Source organism: Streptomyces sp. Q6 (genome assembly GCF_036967205.1).
GTDB classification, from domain to species: Bacteria; Actinomycetota; Actinomycetes; order Streptomycetales; family Streptomycetaceae; genus Streptomyces; species Streptomyces citrinus.
Window position 1 is genome coordinate 4,038,577 of sequence record NZ_CP146022.1, and the last position, 16,583, is coordinate 4,055,159.

General features: G+C 73.3%; 13 protein-coding genes, 1 tRNA gene and 1 riboswitch. Of the genes, 4 read left to right on the forward strand and 10 right to left on the reverse strand.

The window, feature by feature from the left end; all coding sequences use genetic code 11:
* The first annotated feature begins 352 nt into the window (after positions 1–352).
* From V2W30_RS18845 to V2W30_RS18860, 4 genes are all read left to right on the forward strand, one after another.
* A complete protein-coding gene (locus V2W30_RS18845) occupies positions 353–1,792 on the forward strand; it encodes an MFS transporter (RefSeq protein ID WP_338698074.1) in 1,440 nt (479 codons plus the stop codon).
* Between the two features lie 74 nt (positions 1,793–1,866).
* Positions 1,867–3,066, forward strand: a complete 1,200-nt coding sequence (gene lhgO / locus V2W30_RS18850; protein ID WP_338698076.1) for an L-2-hydroxyglutarate oxidase — start codon at positions 1,867–1,869, stop codon at positions 3,064–3,066.
* Positions 3,067–3,589: 523 nt separating this feature from the next.
* Complete coding sequence (gene trmB, locus V2W30_RS18855; RefSeq protein ID WP_338703680.1) at positions 3,590–4,330, forward strand: tRNA (guanosine(46)-N7)-methyltransferase TrmB; 741 nt, start codon at positions 3,590–3,592, stop codon at positions 4,328–4,330.
* Positions 4,331–4,387: 57 nt separating this feature from the next.
* Positions 4,388–5,683 (forward strand): PrsW family intramembrane metalloprotease, encoded by a 1,296-nt coding sequence (locus V2W30_RS18860; RefSeq protein WP_338698077.1) that lies wholly within the window; start codon positions 4,388–4,390, stop codon positions 5,681–5,683.
* 11 nt (positions 5,684–5,694) lie between these two features.
* Here the strand turns inward: V2W30_RS18860 and V2W30_RS18865 are convergent, their stop codons facing one another.
* The 10 genes from V2W30_RS18865 to V2W30_RS18910 all read right to left on the reverse strand — a co-directional run bounded on the left by V2W30_RS18865 (position 5,695) and on the right by V2W30_RS18910 (position 16,550).
* Positions 5,695–6,642, reverse strand: coding sequence for an aldo/keto reductase (locus V2W30_RS18865; protein WP_338698079.1), 948 nt, complete (start codon positions 6,640–6,642; stop codon positions 5,695–5,697).
* A 129-nt stretch (positions 6,643–6,771) separates the two neighbouring features.
* The gene (locus V2W30_RS18870; RefSeq protein ID WP_338698080.1) at positions 6,772–7,818 is read right to left on the reverse strand and encodes a M23 family metallopeptidase; all 1,047 of its coding nucleotides are present in this window, start codon (positions 7,816–7,818) and stop codon (positions 6,772–6,774) included.
* A gap of 11 nt (positions 7,819–7,829) precedes the next feature.
* Positions 7,830–7,976: riboswitch (cyclic di-AMP (ydaO/yuaA leader) on the reverse strand.
* 204 nt (positions 7,977–8,180) lie between these two features.
* Positions 8,181–9,293: a PP2C family protein-serine/threonine phosphatase gene (locus V2W30_RS18875; RefSeq protein WP_338698081.1), complete on the reverse strand. Its 1,113-nt coding sequence runs from the start codon at positions 9,291–9,293 to the stop codon at positions 8,181–8,183.
* A gap of 95 nt (positions 9,294–9,388) precedes the next feature.
* Entirely contained in the window at positions 9,389–10,621 is a 1,233-nt protein-coding gene (locus tag V2W30_RS18880) for an MFS transporter (protein WP_338698082.1), read from the reverse strand.
* On the reverse strand, positions 10,621–11,652 hold the full coding sequence (locus V2W30_RS18885; protein ID WP_338698083.1) for a cysteine synthase family protein: 1,032 nt from the start codon (positions 11,650–11,652) through the stop codon (positions 10,621–10,623). Before V2W30_RS18885 ends, V2W30_RS18880 begins: the two co-directional genes overlap by 1 nt.
* 490 nt (positions 11,653–12,142) lie before the next feature.
* A tRNA-Met gene (locus V2W30_RS18890) sits at positions 12,143–12,216 on the reverse strand.
* Positions 12,217–12,272: 56 nt separating this feature from the next.
* Positions 12,273–13,502: an alginate lyase family protein gene (locus tag V2W30_RS18895; RefSeq protein ID WP_338698085.1), complete on the reverse strand. Its 1,230-nt coding sequence runs from the start codon at positions 13,500–13,502 to the stop codon at positions 12,273–12,275.
* Between the two features lie 198 nt (positions 13,503–13,700).
* Positions 13,701–14,015: a hypothetical protein gene (locus V2W30_RS18900; RefSeq protein ID WP_338698087.1), complete on the reverse strand. Its 315-nt coding sequence runs from the start codon at positions 14,013–14,015 to the stop codon at positions 13,701–13,703.
* Positions 14,012–14,425, reverse strand: a complete 414-nt coding sequence (locus V2W30_RS18905; RefSeq protein WP_338698089.1) for a sulfite exporter TauE/SafE family protein — start codon at positions 14,423–14,425, stop codon at positions 14,012–14,014. The genes V2W30_RS18900 and V2W30_RS18905 overlap by 4 nt, the downstream gene beginning before the upstream one ends.
* A gap of 439 nt (positions 14,426–14,864) precedes the next feature.
* On the reverse strand, positions 14,865–16,550 hold the full coding sequence (locus tag V2W30_RS18910) for a methyltransferase (RefSeq protein WP_338698090.1): 1,686 nt from the start codon (positions 16,548–16,550) through the stop codon (positions 14,865–14,867).
* Positions 16,551–16,583: the final 33 nt, after the last annotated feature.

Below are 16,583 nucleotides of genomic sequence, written 5' to 3' on the forward strand. Positions count from 1 at the left end.
CCGGACCGGTCCGCCGCCCGCGGGGATGTAGGCGGCGGTGTCCCCCAGCCCACTGGATCCAGTACAGCGGGCCGACCCACGCAGGTCTCATGCAAGCGCTCACCGGGGGTCCGGGTAAGAGCGCACGCACGGGCGCACGGCACCACGGCCGGAGCACACGGTCACACGGCGTGGCCTGCGCCGTACTTCAGTACGGACAACAATCCCGCCATCCGGAACCACGCCCTTAACGCTTGGGATGCGGCGAACTACGCTGGGTGTACGAATGCCGCGCGGTTATGCCAGATCGAGTCGGGCTCTTCTTCCGGCGTAGCTGCCTGGCTCGGCAGCCGTCTGTGTCGAGGGGTGGCGCATGTCCAGGGAGCAACGCGGGCCGAACGAGAAACTCGGCACCGTTCTCGCCCTCGCGGGAATCAGCAACGCAGGACTCGCACGCCGCGTCAACGACCTTGGCGCCCAACGCGGGTTGACACTTCGCTACGACAAGACGTCGGTGGCGCGCTGGGTGTCGAAGGGCATGGTGCCGCAGGGCGCTGCCCCGCACCTGATCGCCGCCGCCATCGGCCAGAAGCTCGGCAGGCCGGTGCCGCTGCACGAGATCGGCCTCGCCGACGCGGATCCCGCGCCCGAGGTGGGTCTCGCGTTCCCGCGCGACGTCCAGGCCGCGGTGCGGTCGGCGACCGAGCTGTACCGGCTCGACCTCGCCGGGCGCCGGGCGGGCAGCGGCGGGATCTGGCAGTCGCTGGCCGGTTCCTTCGCGGTGAGCGCCTACGCGACCCCCGCCTCCCGGTGGCTGATAACGCCGGCCGACTCGTCGGTCGCGCGGGAGCCGCACCATGTGGTGGAGGGCGCCGAGGAGGCGCCCCAGAAGGTCCAGAAGGTCGGCCACAGCGATGTGCAGAAGCTGCGCGAGGCCGCCCAGGACGCACGGCGCTGGGACTCCAAGTACGGGGGCGGTGACTGGCGTTCGTCGATGGTGCCGGAGTGCCTGCGGGTCGAGGCGGCCCCGCTGCTCCTCGGCTCGTACTCGGACGACGTCGGCCGTTCGCTCTTCGGGGCGACGGCCGAACTGACGCGGCTCGCGGGCTGGATGGCGTTCGACACCGGGCAGCAGGAGGCCGCGCAGCGGTACTACATCCAGGCGCTCAGGCTGGCGCGGGCCGCGGCCGACGTGCCGCTCGGCGGCTATGTGCTCGCCTCCATGTCGCTCCAGGCCACCTACCGCGGGTTCGGGGACGAGGGCGTCGACCTCGCGCAGGCCGCGATCGAGCGCAACCGGGGGCTCGCGACCGCCAGGACCATGAGCTTCTTCCGGCTCATCGAGGCACGCGCGCACGCACGCGCCGGTGACGCGCACGCGGCGGGTGCGGCGCTGCGGGCCGCCGAGGGCTGGCTGGAGCGGGCACGGGACGGCGACAGCGACCCCTCCTGGCTCGGCTTCTACTCCTACGACCGCTTCGCGGCGGACGCGGCCGAGTGCTACCGCGACCTGAAGGCACCGCGACAGGTGCGCCGCTTCACCGAGCAGGCGCTGTCGAAGCCGACGGAGGAGTTCGTGCGCTCGCACGGCCTGCGGCTCGTGGTGTCGGCCGTCGCCGAGCTGGAGTCGGGGAACCTGGACGCGGCCTGCGAGCAGGGCACCCGGGCGCTGGAGGTGGCCGGACGGATCTCGTCCGCGCGGACCACGGAGTACGTACGGGACCTGCTGCACCGCCTGGAGCCGTACGGGGACGAGCCGCGGGTGGTGGAGCTGCGCGAGCGGGCGCGGCCCCTGCTGATGGCTCCGGCGTAGGTACTGCGATGCGGGCGTCCCGGTTGGATTGTCAGTGGCGTCGGGCAAGATGCAGGGCGTGGAGGTGAGGCCTGGTGGGGACGGCTGCGTATGACGGGGACGTGCTGGTGGTCGGCGGGGGGATCGTCGGGCTCTCCACCGCCTATGCCGTCTCGCGGGCCGCGCCGGGGACGCGGGTCGTCGTCCTGGAGAAGGAGGCCGGGCCCGCCCGGCACCAGACCGGGCGCAACAGCGGTGTGATCCACAGCGGGATCTACTACCGGCCCGGGTCGCTCAAGGCGCGGTTCGCGGTGCGCGGAGCGGCCGAGATGGTCAAGTTCTGCGCCGAGTACGGGGTGCCGCACGAGGTCACGGGGAAGCTGATCGTCGCCACCGGGCGCGACGAGCTGCCGCGCCTGCACGCCCTCGTCCAGCGCGGCAGGGAGAACGGTATTCCGGTGCGGGAGCTGGGCCCCGCGCAGATCCAGGAGTACGAGCCCGAGGTGCGCGGGCTCGCCGCCATCCATGTCGGCACGACCGGTATCGCGGACTATCGCGCCGTCGCCGAGCGGCTCGCCGAGTCGTCCGGGGCGGACATCCGCTACGGGGCCGACGTGGTGCAGATCGACCGGCGGGCCGGGCTCGGCGTGGCCGTGCGGACGGCTGCCGGGGAGATCGTCCGGGGCCGGGTCCTGGTGAACTGCGCCGGGTTGCAGTGCGACCGGGTCGCGCGCCTGACCGGGGACGACCCGAAGATGCGGATCGTTCCGTTCCGGGGCGAGTACTACGAGCTGGCCCGGCCCGAGCTGGTGCGGGGCCTGGTGTACCCGGTGCCGGACCCGGCGTTCCCCTTTCTCGGCGTGCACCTCACGCGCGGCATCGACGGCGGCGTCCACGTGGGACCGAACGCGGTACCGGCGCTGGCCCGCGAGGGCTACCGCTGGAGTGTCGTACGCCCCGGCGAGCTGGCCGGGACGCTGGCGTGGCCGGGGTCGTGGCGGATAGCGCGGCAGCACTGGCGGTACGGGGCGGGAGAGCTCAGGCGCTCCGCTTCCAAGCGGGCGTTCACGGACGCGGTGCGCAGGCTGGTGCCGGCGGTCGATCCGCAGGACATGGTCCGCGCCGACGCGGGGGTCAGGGCGCAGGCGGTGCTCCGGGACGGGACGCTGGTGGACGACTTCCTGATCCGGGAGGGGGAGCGCGCGGTCCATGTGCTGAACGCGCCCTCTCCGGCGGCCACGGCGTCCTTGCCCATCGGCCGGGAGGTCGCGCGACGGGCCCTGGCCCTGCTGTGAACGTGCGGGCCGTCGCGCCCGGGGCCCAGGGTCTCCGCCCCCGGCCGAAGCCACCGGTGCGGCCAGGCCGTCGTGGCCGAGGCTCCGCGGCCCCGCCCCGGACCGAGCCACCTAGCGACCCGACCTTCGTCGCCGAAGTTCCAGGACACCACCCCGGACCGAAGCCACCGGAGAGGCCCGACCTTCGTCGCCGATGTTCCAGGGCCCCGCCCCGCCCCGGACCGATCGCCGAGGCTCCGGCGCCCCGCCCCGCCCCCGGACCGATCGCCGATGTTCCAGGACACCGCCCCCGATCCGGAGTCGCCGGAGCGGCCCGGCCCTCGTGGCGCGGTTCCGGCCCTCGGGACGCGGCCCGGCCCTCGGGACGCGGCCCGGCCCTCGTGGCGCGGTTCCGGCGCTCCGCCCCGGACCGAAGCCACCGGAGAGGCCCGGCCCTCCCGGAGTCCGTAAAATCAGGCGCACTGTGTCTGAGTCGTCTGAAGCCCAAGCCCACGCCGCCGAGCCCGCCGCCGGCCACGGCCCCGTGCCCGTCCGCCCCAATGAGCCCCGGTTCCCCGACGGGCCCAAGCCCGATCCCGCCGGGTCGCACTTCGAGCGGCGGATCCGGAGTTTCCAGCCGCGCCGCAGCCGGGTCACCACCGCACAGGCCGACGCGCTGCAACGGCTGTGGCCCAAGTGGGGCCTGGACATCGACGGGCAGCGGGTCCTCGACCTGCCCGGGATGTTCTCCGGCGTCGAGCGGATCGTCCTGGAGATCGGCTTCGGCATGGGCGAGGCCACGGTCCAGATGGCGGCCGACGACCCGTCGACCGGCATCCTCGCCGTCGACGTGCACACGCCGGGCCAGGGCAACCTCCTGAACCTCGCGGACCAGGCCGGCCTCACCAACGTACGGGTGGCGAACGGCGACGCGATCATCCTGCTGCGCGCGATGCTCCCCGATGACAGCCTCGACGGGCTGCGCGTCTACTTCCCCGACCCCTGGCCCAAGAAGCGCCACGTCAAGCGGCGGCTGATCCAGCCGGAGTTCCTCTCCCTGGTGGCCGGGCCGCTCAAGCCGGGCGCCCTCGTGCACTGCGCGACGGACTGGGAGGACTACGCCGAGCAGATGCTCGACGTGCTCACCGCCCACCCCGACTACGCGAACACGATCGCCGACGGCGGCTACGCGCCCCGCCCCGATTTCCGCCCGCTGACCCGTTTCGAGGGCAAGGGTCTGGACAAGCAGCATGTAGTGCACGACCTGCTGTTCAGGCGCCGCTGAGCCGCAGCGTTCCGACGCCCCGTCGCGGCGCTCCGCATCCCTCGTTAGGGTCAATCCGTGGACCCGTACCCCGCCTATCCGCACCACCAGGACCCCGCCCCCGGCGGCGCGGTCCCGCATCCGCGGTGGTGGGAGCGGAAGGGCGTGCGGGTCACCGCGCTCGCGACCCTGCTCGCGCTGTCCGGGGTCGTCATCCTCGCCCTCGTACGCGAACAGACCGGCACCGAAGGGTTCCTGGTCGGGCTCGGGCTGGCCGTGCTGCCCGTCCCGCTGCTCATAGCCGCGTTCCGCTGGCTGGACCGGGTGCGGCCCGGACCCTGGCGGAACGTGATCTTCTCCTTCGCCTGGGGCGCCTGCGCGGCCGCCCTGATAGCGATCGTCGCCAACAGCTTCGCGACCCGGTGGATCGAGACCGCCACCGCCGACCCGTCCCGCGCCGACACCCTCGGCGCGACCGTCATCGCCCCGATCGTCGAGGAGTCCGCGAAGGCTGCGGCCGTGCTGCTCGTCTTCCTCTTCCGCAGACGGGACTTCCACGGGATCGTCGACGGGGTCGTCATCGCCGGCGTCACCGCGACCGGCTTCGCGTTCACCGAGAACATCCTCTATCTCGGCAACGCCTTCGGCACCGACCAGCTCACGGGCACGGGCCCCGGGCTCAGCTCGGTCACCGCCGCGACGTTCTTCGTCCGCATCGTCATGTCGCCGTTCGCGCACCCGCTGTTCACGGTGCTCACCGGTATCGGCTTCGGCATCGCGTCCGTCATGGCGCCCGACCGCGGCCGGGCCCGCCGCCTGCTGCTCCCGCTCGGCGGGCTGCTGGCCGCGATGGGCATGCACGCCTTCTGGAACGGCTCGTCGTCGCTCGGCGAGTACGGATTCTTCGCCGTGTACGCGGCCTTCATGGTGCCGGTGTTCGGCCTGCTGACCTGGCTCGCGGTCTTCGTCCGCCAGCGCGAACTGCGCGCCGTGCGGCAGGAGCTGCCCGCGTACGTCGCGGCGGGCTGGCTGGCACCGCCCGAGCCGTTCGCCCTCGGCTCGCTCAAGGCGCGGCGCCTGGCGCGGGAGTACGCCGCGCACTACGGCGGCCGGACGGCGGCCGCGGCGGTCGCCGAGTACGAGTCGTACGCGACGACGCTCGCGCTGCTCCGCCACCGCGGCCGCAGGGGCCGGGCCGGCGCCGACTACGTCGTACGGGAACGGCAGTTGCTGGACGCGCTGTGGGAGCGGCGCGGCTACGCGCGGGCCGCGCTCGCGTACGGGTCACGGGCGGCGGCCCCGGTGTGGCTGCCGCCGGTGTACGCGGGCCCGGCGCTGACGCACGGCCCCGCGTACAACCCGTACCGGTACTGAGGACCCGCGACCTACGCGGAAGCCGCCGTCAGCGACCGGACCTCGGCGTCGGTCAGCTCCAGGTCCGCGACCGCGAGCAGCGCGGGGAGCTGCTCCACGACGCGGGCCGAGGCGATCGGCGCGGCCACGGTGGGCTGCGCGGCGAGCCAGGCCAGGGCGACCGTGGCGATCTCGGCGCCGTGGGCCTGCGCGACCTCGTCGAGGGCGGCGAGCACCTTGCGGCCGCGCTCGGTCTCCAGGTGCTGGCCGGCACCGGCGGCCCGCGCGCTGTCGACGGTGGCGCCCGGACGGTACTTGCCGGTCAGGAAGCCCGACGCGAGCGCGTAGTACGGGACGGCGCCGAGGCCGGCGCGCGAGGCGATGTCCTGGCGGGCGCCCTCGTACGTGTCGCGCGAGACGAGGTTGTAGTGCGGCTGGATGGCGACGTAGCGGGCGACGCCCTCGCGGTCGGAGAAGTCGAGGGACTCCTGGAGCCGCGCGGGCGAGATGTTGGAAGCGGCGATGTTGCGCACCTTGCCCGCCTTCACCAGCTCGTCGAGCGCGCCGATGATCTCCTCGACGGGGATCGTCTCGTCGTCGTCGAAGTGCGTGTAGTACAGGTCGATGTGGTCGGTGCCCAGGCGCTTGAGGGAGGCGTCGGCGGCGGCCTTGATGTTCGCGCCGCGCAGGCCCTTGAAGTCGGGGTGGCGGGCGACCTTGGTCGCGACGACGAGGTCGTCGCGGTGGCCGCGGGAGGCGAGCCACTTGCCGATGATGGTCTCCGACTCGCCGCCCTCGTTGCCGTCGACCCAGGCCGAGTACGAGTCCGCGGTGTCGATGAAGTTGCCGCCCCCGGCGACGTACGCGTCGAGCACCGCGAACGAGGTGGCCTCGTCGGCGGTCCAGCCGAAGACGTTGCCGCCGAGGGAGAGGGGGAAGACCTCGAGGTCCGAGGAGCCGAGCTTGCGAAGAGAAGTCATGTGTCGGCTCAACACCCGGACAGAATGCGATATTCCGTAGACGCCGAGGTCAGCCCCCGGGCACGGGGGAACCGGCAGCCCTGACGTCGGGGGGTTGCCGCCAGGACCGCCGGAGATCGGGGGCGGACGTCAGAGGGTGAGGCCCTTGCCGCGCAGCCAGGCGGCCGGATCGATGCCGGTGGCCTGCCCGCCGGGGTGGACCTCCAGGTGCAGGTGGGGCCCGGTGACATTGCCGGTGGCGCCCACGCGGCCGATGACGTCGCCGGTGGTGACCTTCTGGCCCACCGTGACGTTCATCGACGACTGGTGGCAGAACCACAGCTCGGTGCCGTCGTCGAGGGTGAGGACCGTGCGGTAGCCGTACGCGGTGTTCCAGCCGGCCTCGGTGATGGTGCCGGAGTGGATGGCGTAGATCGGGGTACCTGTGGGAGCGGCGAAGTCCAGACCCGTGTGGTAGCCGGAGGACCACATGGCGCCGGGCTGCCCGAACGTGCCGGTGAGCGTGTAGGAGGCGACAGGGATCTTGTAGCTCTTGGCGAGCTTGGCGAGGCGCTCGGCCTCGGCCTTCTTGCGCGCCTCCTCCTCGGCCGCCTTCTTCTCGGCGGCGGCCTTGGTCTCGGCGGCCTTCTGCTTCTCGGCGGCTTCCTCGGCGGCCTGCCGCGCGGCGGCCTCTTCGGCGGCCTGCTTCTGGGCGGCGTCGGCGGCGTCCTGCTGCGTCTCGGCCTGCTGCATGATGCGGGCGCGCAGCGTCTCGCCGGCGTCCGACTGTCCGCTGCCGGTGCCCATGGTGGTGAGCGGGGCGGCCGCGGCGGCCGGGGTGGTGTCGGAGTCGTCGGATATCAGCGCGCCCACGCCGGGCAGCGACTTGGCCTCCGGCAGCGAGTCCTTGACGGCCGAGAGGTCGGGCATGGAGATCTGGACCGCGGGCTTGCCGCCCTGCGCGGTGGCGATGCCGCCCGCGCCGACAGCGGCGATCACGCCGACGCCGAGGACCGTGGAGCTGCGGGCGAGTCCGCCGCGCTGCCGTGCGACGCGGTGCTTGCCGCGGACGGGGCGGACGGACTCCTCGGTGGGGTTCCACTCCTCCCAGCTCTCCTGCTCGACGCCGAAAGCGGGTGCTTCGGCGGAGCCGTAGGAGAACGTGGGGGCCTCGGGGGCAGGCCGGTTCGACGCCACGGGGGCGCTCTCCTTTCCTTCCTTCTCGCCTACCGGGTTAGCTGACGGGTTCGGAGCAGGAAGGTCTCCTACCGACATCGCCGACACATCAACGATGTCCGATTCACCCCAAGTTGGTGGTTCCCCGGCTCCCTTGCGGGATTAAGCGTGTGCGCACGGAGCCATCTCTTGTGACGGCTGGGACGACCGCGCTGCGTTATCGAACGTTAATAGACAGCCGACACTAATTCCAAGCCGTTCCCACTGATCGTTCACGTCTTTGGCCAGGACTTAACAGGCCAAGATCGGGCGGAACGGGTCGACTTGGCCGAGCACTCGAACCGGCCGCAATCCTGACGGTGCGTCAATTGTTATGCGGAGAGTCACGGCCGGCGTACGGCGAGCAGCGCCATGTCGTCGGTCGCGGCGCCCCCGGTGTGGGCGTGCACCTCGACCGCGAGCGCCGCGAGGAGTTCGTCGGGTCCGGGGAAGAGGCGCCCGCCGAGCCGGGTCGCGGGATCGTAGAAGACACCGTCCGCGTCCCGCGCCTCGGAGAGCCCGTCCGTGTAGAGCAGCAGGGTGGCCCCGGCGGGGAAGTCCGTCACGGTGGACCGGTCGGGCCGGCTGCCGAGTTCGCTCAGGCCGAGCGGCAGCGCCGCCTCGTCGGGTCCGACGACGCGTACGGTGCCGTCGCCGAGCAGCACGATGGGTTCGGGGTGGCCGCGGTTGAGGACGCGGACGACCGTGTCGCCGTGCGGGATCTCGGCGAGCACGGCGGTGGTGAACCCCTCGAAGTCGTCGATGCCGCTGCGCCGGGTGCCCTCGCGGGCGAGCGCCCGCTCCAGCCGCTGGGCGACCGCCTCCAGACTGCCCTCCTGCTCGGCGGCCTCCCGGAACGCGCCGATGACCACGGCGACGGCGGCGACCGCGCCCATGCCCTTGCCGCGTACGTCACCGACGACGACCCGGACGCCGTGCGGGGTGTCCTGCACCGCGTACAGGTCCCCGCCGATGAACGCCCCCGCCTGCGCCGCCTCGTAGCGCGCGGCGACGGCCAGCCCGCCGATCCGCCCGGCCGGCACGGGCAGCACGGCGAACTGCGCGGCCTCGGCGATCTGCCGCGCGGACGCGAGCTGTTCGTCGTTGCGCCGCACGATCCGGTTGATGAAGCAGGCCAGCGCGCACACGGTCGCCACGGTGAGGATCTCCGTGATGACGTCGGAGCCGAACTCCCCCGTGTACCTGCGGTGCACGGCGATGATCAGGACGATCGACAGGACCCCGGTCCAGAGCGTGCCGCGCAGCAGGAAGAAGGGGGCGGCGACCAGCGGCGCGGCGCTGAACAGGGGTGCCCCGGAGAATCCGGCCGGGGTGAAGTACTCGTAGAGCGCGCCGCAGAGGACGAGCAGGAGCGGCAGCAGCCGGAGGAAGGTGCGGGTGGCGCCGGTGTCCGACCTGTGGCGATGCTTGTTCCGGCTCCCTCCTCGCTGCCCCACCGCTCGTCTCCCGCCAGGTCCGCGCCCGCTGTCCGGGCGTCTCACCAAGGGTTCCCGGCGACCGGGACGGCTGCGAGCAGGGTGGGCCGTACGGGTTACCCCGGCGGGCCCGCGGCGCTCGCCGCCACAGCGGTCCGCGACGCCCCGATCCGGTGCAGCGCCACCGCCCCGAGACCGCCCACCCCGGCCAGCGCCCACCACACGCCGTCGGACTCCATCAGCGCCCCGACGGCCAGGTTCCCGACGGTGATGCCGACCCCGCACACCGTGTTGTAGAGCCCGTAGTGCGTGGCGACCCAGCGCCCCCGCGCGAGCGAGACGACCGTGTCCATCTCGAACGGGTAGAGCACGGCCGTCGCCGTAGCGAGCCCCGCCGCGCACAGCAGCAGACCGGCGATCCCGACCCACCCCGTGCCGCCCGCCGCCGGCACCAGGAACGCCGCGCCCATCAGCGCGAGCCCCGCCACCAGGCACTGCTCCCGGCTCCAGGTCCGCCGGCACCGGTCGGTGATCCGCAGCTGCCCGGCGAGCGCCACCACCCCCGACACCACGAACAGCGCGCTGGTCGCGACCTGCCCGGCCGTCCCGTCGCCGACCAGCCGTTCCACGGTGAGCGGCAGCGCGAGGTAGATCTGGAAGGACAGGACGTACGAGCAGGTCATCGCCAGCGAGAACAGCCAGAAGGCGCGGTTGCCGAGGACGCTCGCCCACTGCCCCCGGCCGTCGTCCCCGGACACGTCCGTACGCCGCCGCGCGGGCAGCCGGACCGTCTGCACGACGGAGAGCACCGCGAACAGGGTGGCCGACACCGCGCACGTCAGCCGGAAGTCGACGCCGGTCAGGGCGAGCCCGACGAGCGGCCCGAGCAGGATCCCCGCCTGGTAGTAGACGTTGAACAGGGCGAACGCCTCGACCCTGCGCTCCTCCCCCGCCTCCCCGGCGACGTACGCGCGCACCGCCGGATTGAACAGCGCCCCCGCGAGCCCGGTCGCGACCGACGCCCCGATGAGCACCGGCAGCGTGTCGGCGACGGCGAGCGCCCCGAACCCGGCCGTCCGCAGCGCGCATCCCGCGACGATCATCGGCTTGAACCCGAGCCGGTCCGCGAGCGCCCCGCCGACCAGGAACATCCCCTGCTGCGACAGGTTCCGTACGCCGAGCACGAGCCCCACGGCCCAGGCGGCGAGCGAGAGCCGGCCCGACAGATGCGCCGCGAGATACGGCATCAGCATGTAGAAGCCGAGGTTGATGGAGAACTGGTTGACGAAGAGGAGCCGCACGGCGGGGTCGAACCGCCGTGTCCGGGCCATGAGTCGGGCGGCGGCCATCACCGCACCCCCGCCCGGCGGCGCGCCGTGTACGACCAGCCGGTGATCCCCGGCTCGGGGCCGGCGACCTCCCGCGGCGCGTGCGGCACCGCCGCGCCGAGCAGCCCGTGCCGCGCGCAGTACTCGTCGCTGAAGACGGTGTCGAAGTAGCGCTGCGGCCCGTCGGGGAACACGGCGACGATCCGCGTCCCCGCCGCCCGGGTCCGCGCCAGCCACCCGGCGACGAGCGCCACCGCCCCCACGCTCCAGCCGCCGGTCGCGAACTGCCGCCCGGCCAGCTCCCGCGCGCTGCGCACCGCTTCGGCCGGGCCGACCCAGTGGACCTCGTCGAAGGCGGCGTGGTCGACGTTCGAGGGGTGGATGGACGAGCCGAGCCCCCGCATCAGCCGGGGCCCCGCGGGCAGCCCGAAGATCGTCGAGGCGACGGAGTCGACGCCGACCAGCTCCAGGTCCGGCATCCGGTACCGCCCCCGCAGCGCCCGCGCGATCCCCGCCGAATGCCCGCCGGTCCCCACCGCGCACACGAGCACGTCGAACTCCCCCACCTGTTCGGCGAGTTCGGCCGCGAGACCGGTGTACGCGGCCGGGTTGTCGGGGTTGTGGTACTGGTTCGGGCACCAGGACCCGGGCAGTTCCGCCATGAGTTCGGCGACCCGCTCGACCCGCGCCTGCTGCCAGCCGCCCACCGGGTGCGGCGCGGCGACGACGTGGACGCGGGCGCCGTGCGCGGCCAGCATGCGCTCCACGAGGGGTTCGAGCCCGGGGTCGGTGACGACGTGCACGGGGTGCCCGTAGTGCACCCCGGCCAGCGCGAGTCCGAGCCCGAGCGTGCCGGAGGTCGACTCGACGACGGCGCCGCCCGGCCGCAACTCCCCGCGTTCGCGGGCCCGTTCGACCATGTACAGCGCGGCGCGGTCCTTGATGCCGCCGAAGTTGAAGCCTTCGAGTTTGGCCCAGTAGCCGTCGATCGCGAGCACGGGCGTGTTTCCCACGGCGGCCGGGGCGGCCGTGGGCTGAAGCTTTCCGAGCATGGGGTGGTGGTGGCCCTTCGGGTGTTCTGATCCGTCCTTCGGAGGTGCTGAGGCGGGCGGGCCTCAGTTCCGGTCGACGCCGAGGGCGATGAGCAGCCGGTGTCCCGCGGGAGGCGGCGGCGCGCGGCGCGGGCGGGGAGCCGTGGCGTACGCCACCGGCGACCAGGGGCGCCGCCGTGCCGGGCGGCCTGGGGTCCACCAGGACCGTCGGGCCGCTCCCGGTCGCCGGGCTGCGCGGCGGCGACGTGCTGCTCGGCGGGGGCGCACTGGTGGTGGTCGTGATGGGCGACGGCGCCGGTGTCGTACCCCTCGTGGCAGGAGCCGGAGAGGAACAGCGCGCACAGGGCGAGCAGCACGGTCAGCGCCGCCGCTCTCGTCCACCCTCGCCGCACGTCACTCATCGTCCGGACGAGACTACGACGCGTGACGGAACAACGGCAAAAACGAACCGGGCCCGGAATCTCGAAAGATTCCGGGCCCGGTTCTTCAGTAGCGGGGACAGGATTTGAACCTGCGACCTCTGGGTTATGAGCCCAGCGAGCTACCGAGCTGCTCCACCCCGCGCCGTTGAATGCAACTCTACGCCATCAGGAGCAGTGAGGCGAATCCGTTCAGACGGGTCAGGCGGACTGCGCGTGGGTGAGGGTCTCCCAGGCGACGAACAGGTCGTCCGTGCCCTCGGGCCGCTGCTTGCGGGTGAGCGCCTGCGTCTGCGGGAGATCCATCTTCAGCCGCCCCTGGAGGTGGCTGAGCCCCACCTCCGTGTCGGGGCCCATGTCCCGCTGCACCTTCCCGCCGCACAGCCACGCGGGGGCGGCGGCGCCCAGCTGGTACTTGGAGTGGAATTCGAGGGCGGCCGCGAGCCGGTCCTTCACCTCTCCGTACAGGTCGACGCCCTGGTGCCAGGCGGTCTCGGCGATGTGCGAGGTCGCGGCGAGGGAGTAGCTGGCGTGCTTGAAGTTGCGGCAGGTCTCCTGGGCGAGGCCGTTCTTGAAGGTGGACTGCCCGAACCAGTACGTCCGCAGCTCCGCCGGGGTGTCGATGTCGCTGCCGGCCGGCTTCACCGGCAGCGCCCCGTCCGACTCCAGGTAGAAGTAGGCGGGCACCCGCGTACGGAAGTGTCCGACGGCCTTGTCGAAGGCGGCCTGGTCGTTCAGGTAGACGGCCATGCTCATGGTCGCGTCGGCCATGACCAGGTCCCAGTTGCCGTTGAAGTCGGCGGAGCCCGTCTCGACCACCGGCAGGTAGGCCTCCCGCAGCATCCGCTGGAACTTGAGCTCCTCGCCGTCCGGCCAGCCGTCGTACGTGTACTGCATCAGCTCGCCGGCCTTCGCCCAGGAGGTGGCGGCCCAGGCGGTCTGGAGTCCGGCGTTGCCCTCGGTGTGCTCCTTCACGGTGCCCGCCCAGGCGTCCATGATCTGCACGGCCTTGTCCGCGTGGGCCTTCTCGCCGGTGATGTTCCACAGGAGTGCCTGCGTGTAGGCGGCGATGGCGTCCTCGCGCTCCTCGACGCAGCCCTGTCCCGGGCGGGTGTCGGGCGGGCACTCCACCACGTCGTACGGCTTCGCCCTGTAGTCGAGGTCGGCGTACTTGCTGCCGCTCATCTCCTTGTACGCCGACAGCCACGGCTCTTCCTCGCGGGCCACGTGGTCGCGGGCCGAGGTGAGCTGCGCCTTGTCGACCAGGACACCGGGGTGGGCGAAGGGAGCGCCGGAGGGGCGGGGGTCGGGGTGCGCGGCGACGTCCGCGCCGACGGACCCCGCCGACGAGCCGCAGGCGGTCGCCGCCCAGGCGAGGACGGGGACGAGGGTCCCCAGAAGAACGCGTCGCGTCCGCGGGCCCGCTGCCATGCAACACCTCCGGTTCGGTCACTGGAAGCCTGACCTGTGCGGACGGTGGCCGCAGGATCTGTTGCGCCGGTCGGGAGCGGTGCTCGCGTCAAGATTGCTTAAAGCGCCGGTCGTGCGCGGGGCGCCGGGGCGGCTCGGGAGCCGCTCGGGTCGGCGCGCGGGGTGACATACGGGTCGGCGCGCGGGGTGACGTGCGGGCTACAGCCCCCACAGTCCTTTGGCCACGGCCACGCAGCCGCCGACCAGCGCGAGGCCGAGCACCATGCCGCGCAGACCGCGGTCCGGGACCCGGCCGGACAGGCCCCACCCGGCGAGCCCGCCCACGACCAGGGCGCCGCCCGCAGCCCACCACGTCCCGCGGTCGAGGCCGGGCAGCCCGCCCGCCGCGATCGAGACGACGTTCACCACGACCCCGTAGAACTGCGCGTTCGGCACGAACTCCCGCATGGACCAGCCCGCGTTGACGCCGTACAGCGACATCGGCGGCCCGCCCACACCGGCCGCCGCGTTCATGAAGCCGCCCGCTCCCCGGCGGCGACCGCGCCGCCGGTGCCGCCGAGCGCGGGCAGCCGCAGGCCGCGGGCGACCAGGGCCACGGCGAGGCACACCAGCGCGCCGAGGACGATCATCAGGACGGGTTCCGGCAGCCGGGCCGCCGCCCACGTCCCGACCGGAACCGTGCACACGGACGCCGCGACGAACGGCAGCATCGCCCGCAGCCGCACCCGCTGCCAGCTGCCGACCAGGCCCGCGCAACTCGCCAGCCCCGCACCGCAGTTGGCGAGGAGCACCCCGTCGGTCGGGCCGAGGAGCAGCACCAGGGCGGGCGCGGCGATCAGCGCGAACCCCATGCCGGTCAGCCACTGGGCGCACCCGGCGACCGCCACCAGCACGGCCAGCGCCAGCTCGCCCGCCCCGCCCATGCGCACGCACCCCTGTCGCCGATCACCGTCCGGCGGAGCGTACGTCGGTCATCACGTCGACGAACAGGGCGCCGCCCGACAGGGCGGCGAGCCCCGGCCTGTACGTGACGCAGCCCGTGCGGTCCCGCGGCGTACAGCGGGCCCGTGCCTCGCCGCGCGCGCCGGCCGCGCCGCGACCGTAGGGCGCCCTCGGTCTCCTCGGGTCCGGGCTCAGCCGGCGGATCGCGAGCCGTTCCTCCCGCGGCCGGCACCCGAAGTCCAGGACGACGTCCGTCCCCAGGCGCGGTGCTCCAGGGCGAGCCGCAGCGGCCGTCCTTCGCGGACGTCCCGCTTCCCGCACGGGCCCGGGTCGTCCTCCCGGCCCCCGGCAGGCCGACCATCGGGAACAGCGTCGTCATCCGCTGAATCGTTCAGGCAACGCGGGCGGCGGGCAACCGTGTCACCGGACCGCCGCCGCCTTCCTGACGTGCAGCACATGCCCTTCCAGCGGCAGCGGCGAGCGCCCCGCCAGTTCGAGGCCCGCGTCCGCGAACAGCCGCGCGTAGTGGGCGGCCTGGCGCTCGCGGCCGCCGACGTTGCACATCATGTGGAGGTCCCACGCGGTGGCCAGCGAGGGCGATCCGTCGGTGGGCAGGACGCGTTCGACGACGAGCAGGTCGGCGTGGTCGGGCATCGCGCGGGCGCAGTGCCGCAGGATCTCGCGGCAGCGGTCGTCGTCCCAGTCGTGCAGGACACGGGACAGTACGTAGATGTCGCCGCCTTCGGGTACGTCGGCGAAGTCACCGGCGCGGAAGGCGCACCGGTCGGCGTGCCCCGCCTGCGCCATCCGGTGGCGGGCCGCTTCGACGGCGTGCGGGCGTTCGAGGAGGATCCCGTTCAGGCGCGGGTGCGCGGTGAGAACCCGGCCGAGGAGTTCGCCGTTGCCGCCCGCGATGTCGACCACGGTCGCCCCGTCGGCCGCGGCGGTGAACGCCGGATGCGCGGGGACCGGGTCGAACATGGCGGCCCCCGCGGCCATCGATTGGTCGAACAGCGCGGCGAGTTCGGGGTCCCGCGCGAAGTGGTCGAAGTGGTTCTCGCCGAAGTGGTGCTCGAACGCGACCTCTCCCGTCCGCACGGTGTGCCCGAGCCCCGCGAACGACTGGTAGAACGGTCCGCCGTACATCAGCGCCAGCGCCCGCATCGACCCCGCGGCGCCCGTCCGCAGCAGCCCGCCGATCTCGGTGAGCCGGAACCCGTCGTGCGTCTCGGCCACCGCGCCCACCATCGCGAGATAGCGCAGCAGCGTCGCCAGGTTCCGGGGCCGCGCCCCGACCGCCGCCGCGATCTCCTCGACGCCCGTCCCCCGCTCGGTGTCCAGGGCGTCGGCGACCCCGAGCCGCGCGAACGCGGCCAGCGCCTGCGTCGTCCACGCCCCGGTCAGCAGCCGCAGCAGCGCCTCCGAGGGCTGCCGGGCCCGGTGCGCGTCGAGGTGGGCGGCGAGGATGTCCCGGTAGTCGCCGGGGGCGTACAGCTCCACGCGCCCGTACCCGGCCTTGGCCTCGGCGGACGTGGCGAAGTAGAAGACCGTGCCGTTCTCGTGCGGGTTGTAGCCGCCGCCGTCGGGCACGGCCCCGTACCGTCCGAACGCCGCGCACAGACCGCGCAGCACCAGCGGGTCAGGGACCGACACGTCGAAGGCGACGTGCGCCTCGTGCTGCCGCTCCCGCTCGTACGCCGCGACCTCCTCAAGGCCCGACCCCGGCGGCACGGCGAGCGCGAACACCTCGACGACCCGCTTCGCGCCGTCGGCCCCGGTCACGGCGGGCCGCAGGATGCCGACGTCCAGTTCGGCGACCGGCCGCCGGTGCCGCGCCGCGAGCCGCTCCCGTACGACGACGCTCGGCCACGGCGGGGCGTCCGCGACGAGCCCGCAGCCGGCCAGCAGCTCCGTCAGCTCCGTCTCGTCCGAGGGGAAGACGAGCAGCGCCGCGTGCGAGAACCGGCAGCGCTCCACGAGCGCCCGCAGCTCCGGACCGTCGAGTCCGGGCAGCAGCAGCGGCAGGAGCGTGGTGGTGTCCTGCTCCTTGACGAAGTCGACCGCCGCGCGCAGGCGGGACGTGTCACCGGACAACGTCGTGATCATGACGAGGGAACCCTCTTTCGGGGCGTACGAGGA

Coding starts and splice junctions, on each gene's coding strand:
- V2W30_RS18845 (WP_338698074.1), top strand. CDS start 353: ATGTCCAGGGAGCAACGCGGGCCGAACGAGAAACTCGGCACCGTTCTC.
- V2W30_RS18910 (WP_338698090.1), bottom strand. CDS start 16,550: ATGATCACGACGTTGTCCGGTGACACGTCCCGCCTGCGCGCGGCGGTC.
- V2W30_RS18880 (WP_338698082.1), bottom strand. CDS start 10,621: ATGGCCGCCGCCCGACTCATGGCCCGGACACGGCGGTTCGACCCCGCC.
- V2W30_RS18885 (WP_338698083.1), bottom strand. CDS start 11,652: ATGCTCGGAAAGCTTCAGCCCACGGCCGCCCCGGCCGCCGTGGGAAAC.
- V2W30_RS18895 (WP_338698085.1), bottom strand. CDS start 13,502: ATGGCAGCGGGCCCGCGGACGCGACGCGTTCTTCTGGGGACCCTCGTC.
- V2W30_RS18865 (WP_338698079.1), bottom strand. CDS start 6,642: ATGACTTCTCTTCGCAAGCTCGGCTCCTCGGACCTCGAGGTCTTCCCC.
- V2W30_RS18900 (WP_338698087.1), bottom strand. CDS start 14,015: ATGAACGCGGCGGCCGGTGTGGGCGGGCCGCCGATGTCGCTGTACGGC.
- V2W30_RS18905 (WP_338698089.1), bottom strand. CDS start 14,425: ATGGGCGGGGCGGGCGAGCTGGCGCTGGCCGTGCTGGTGGCGGTCGCC.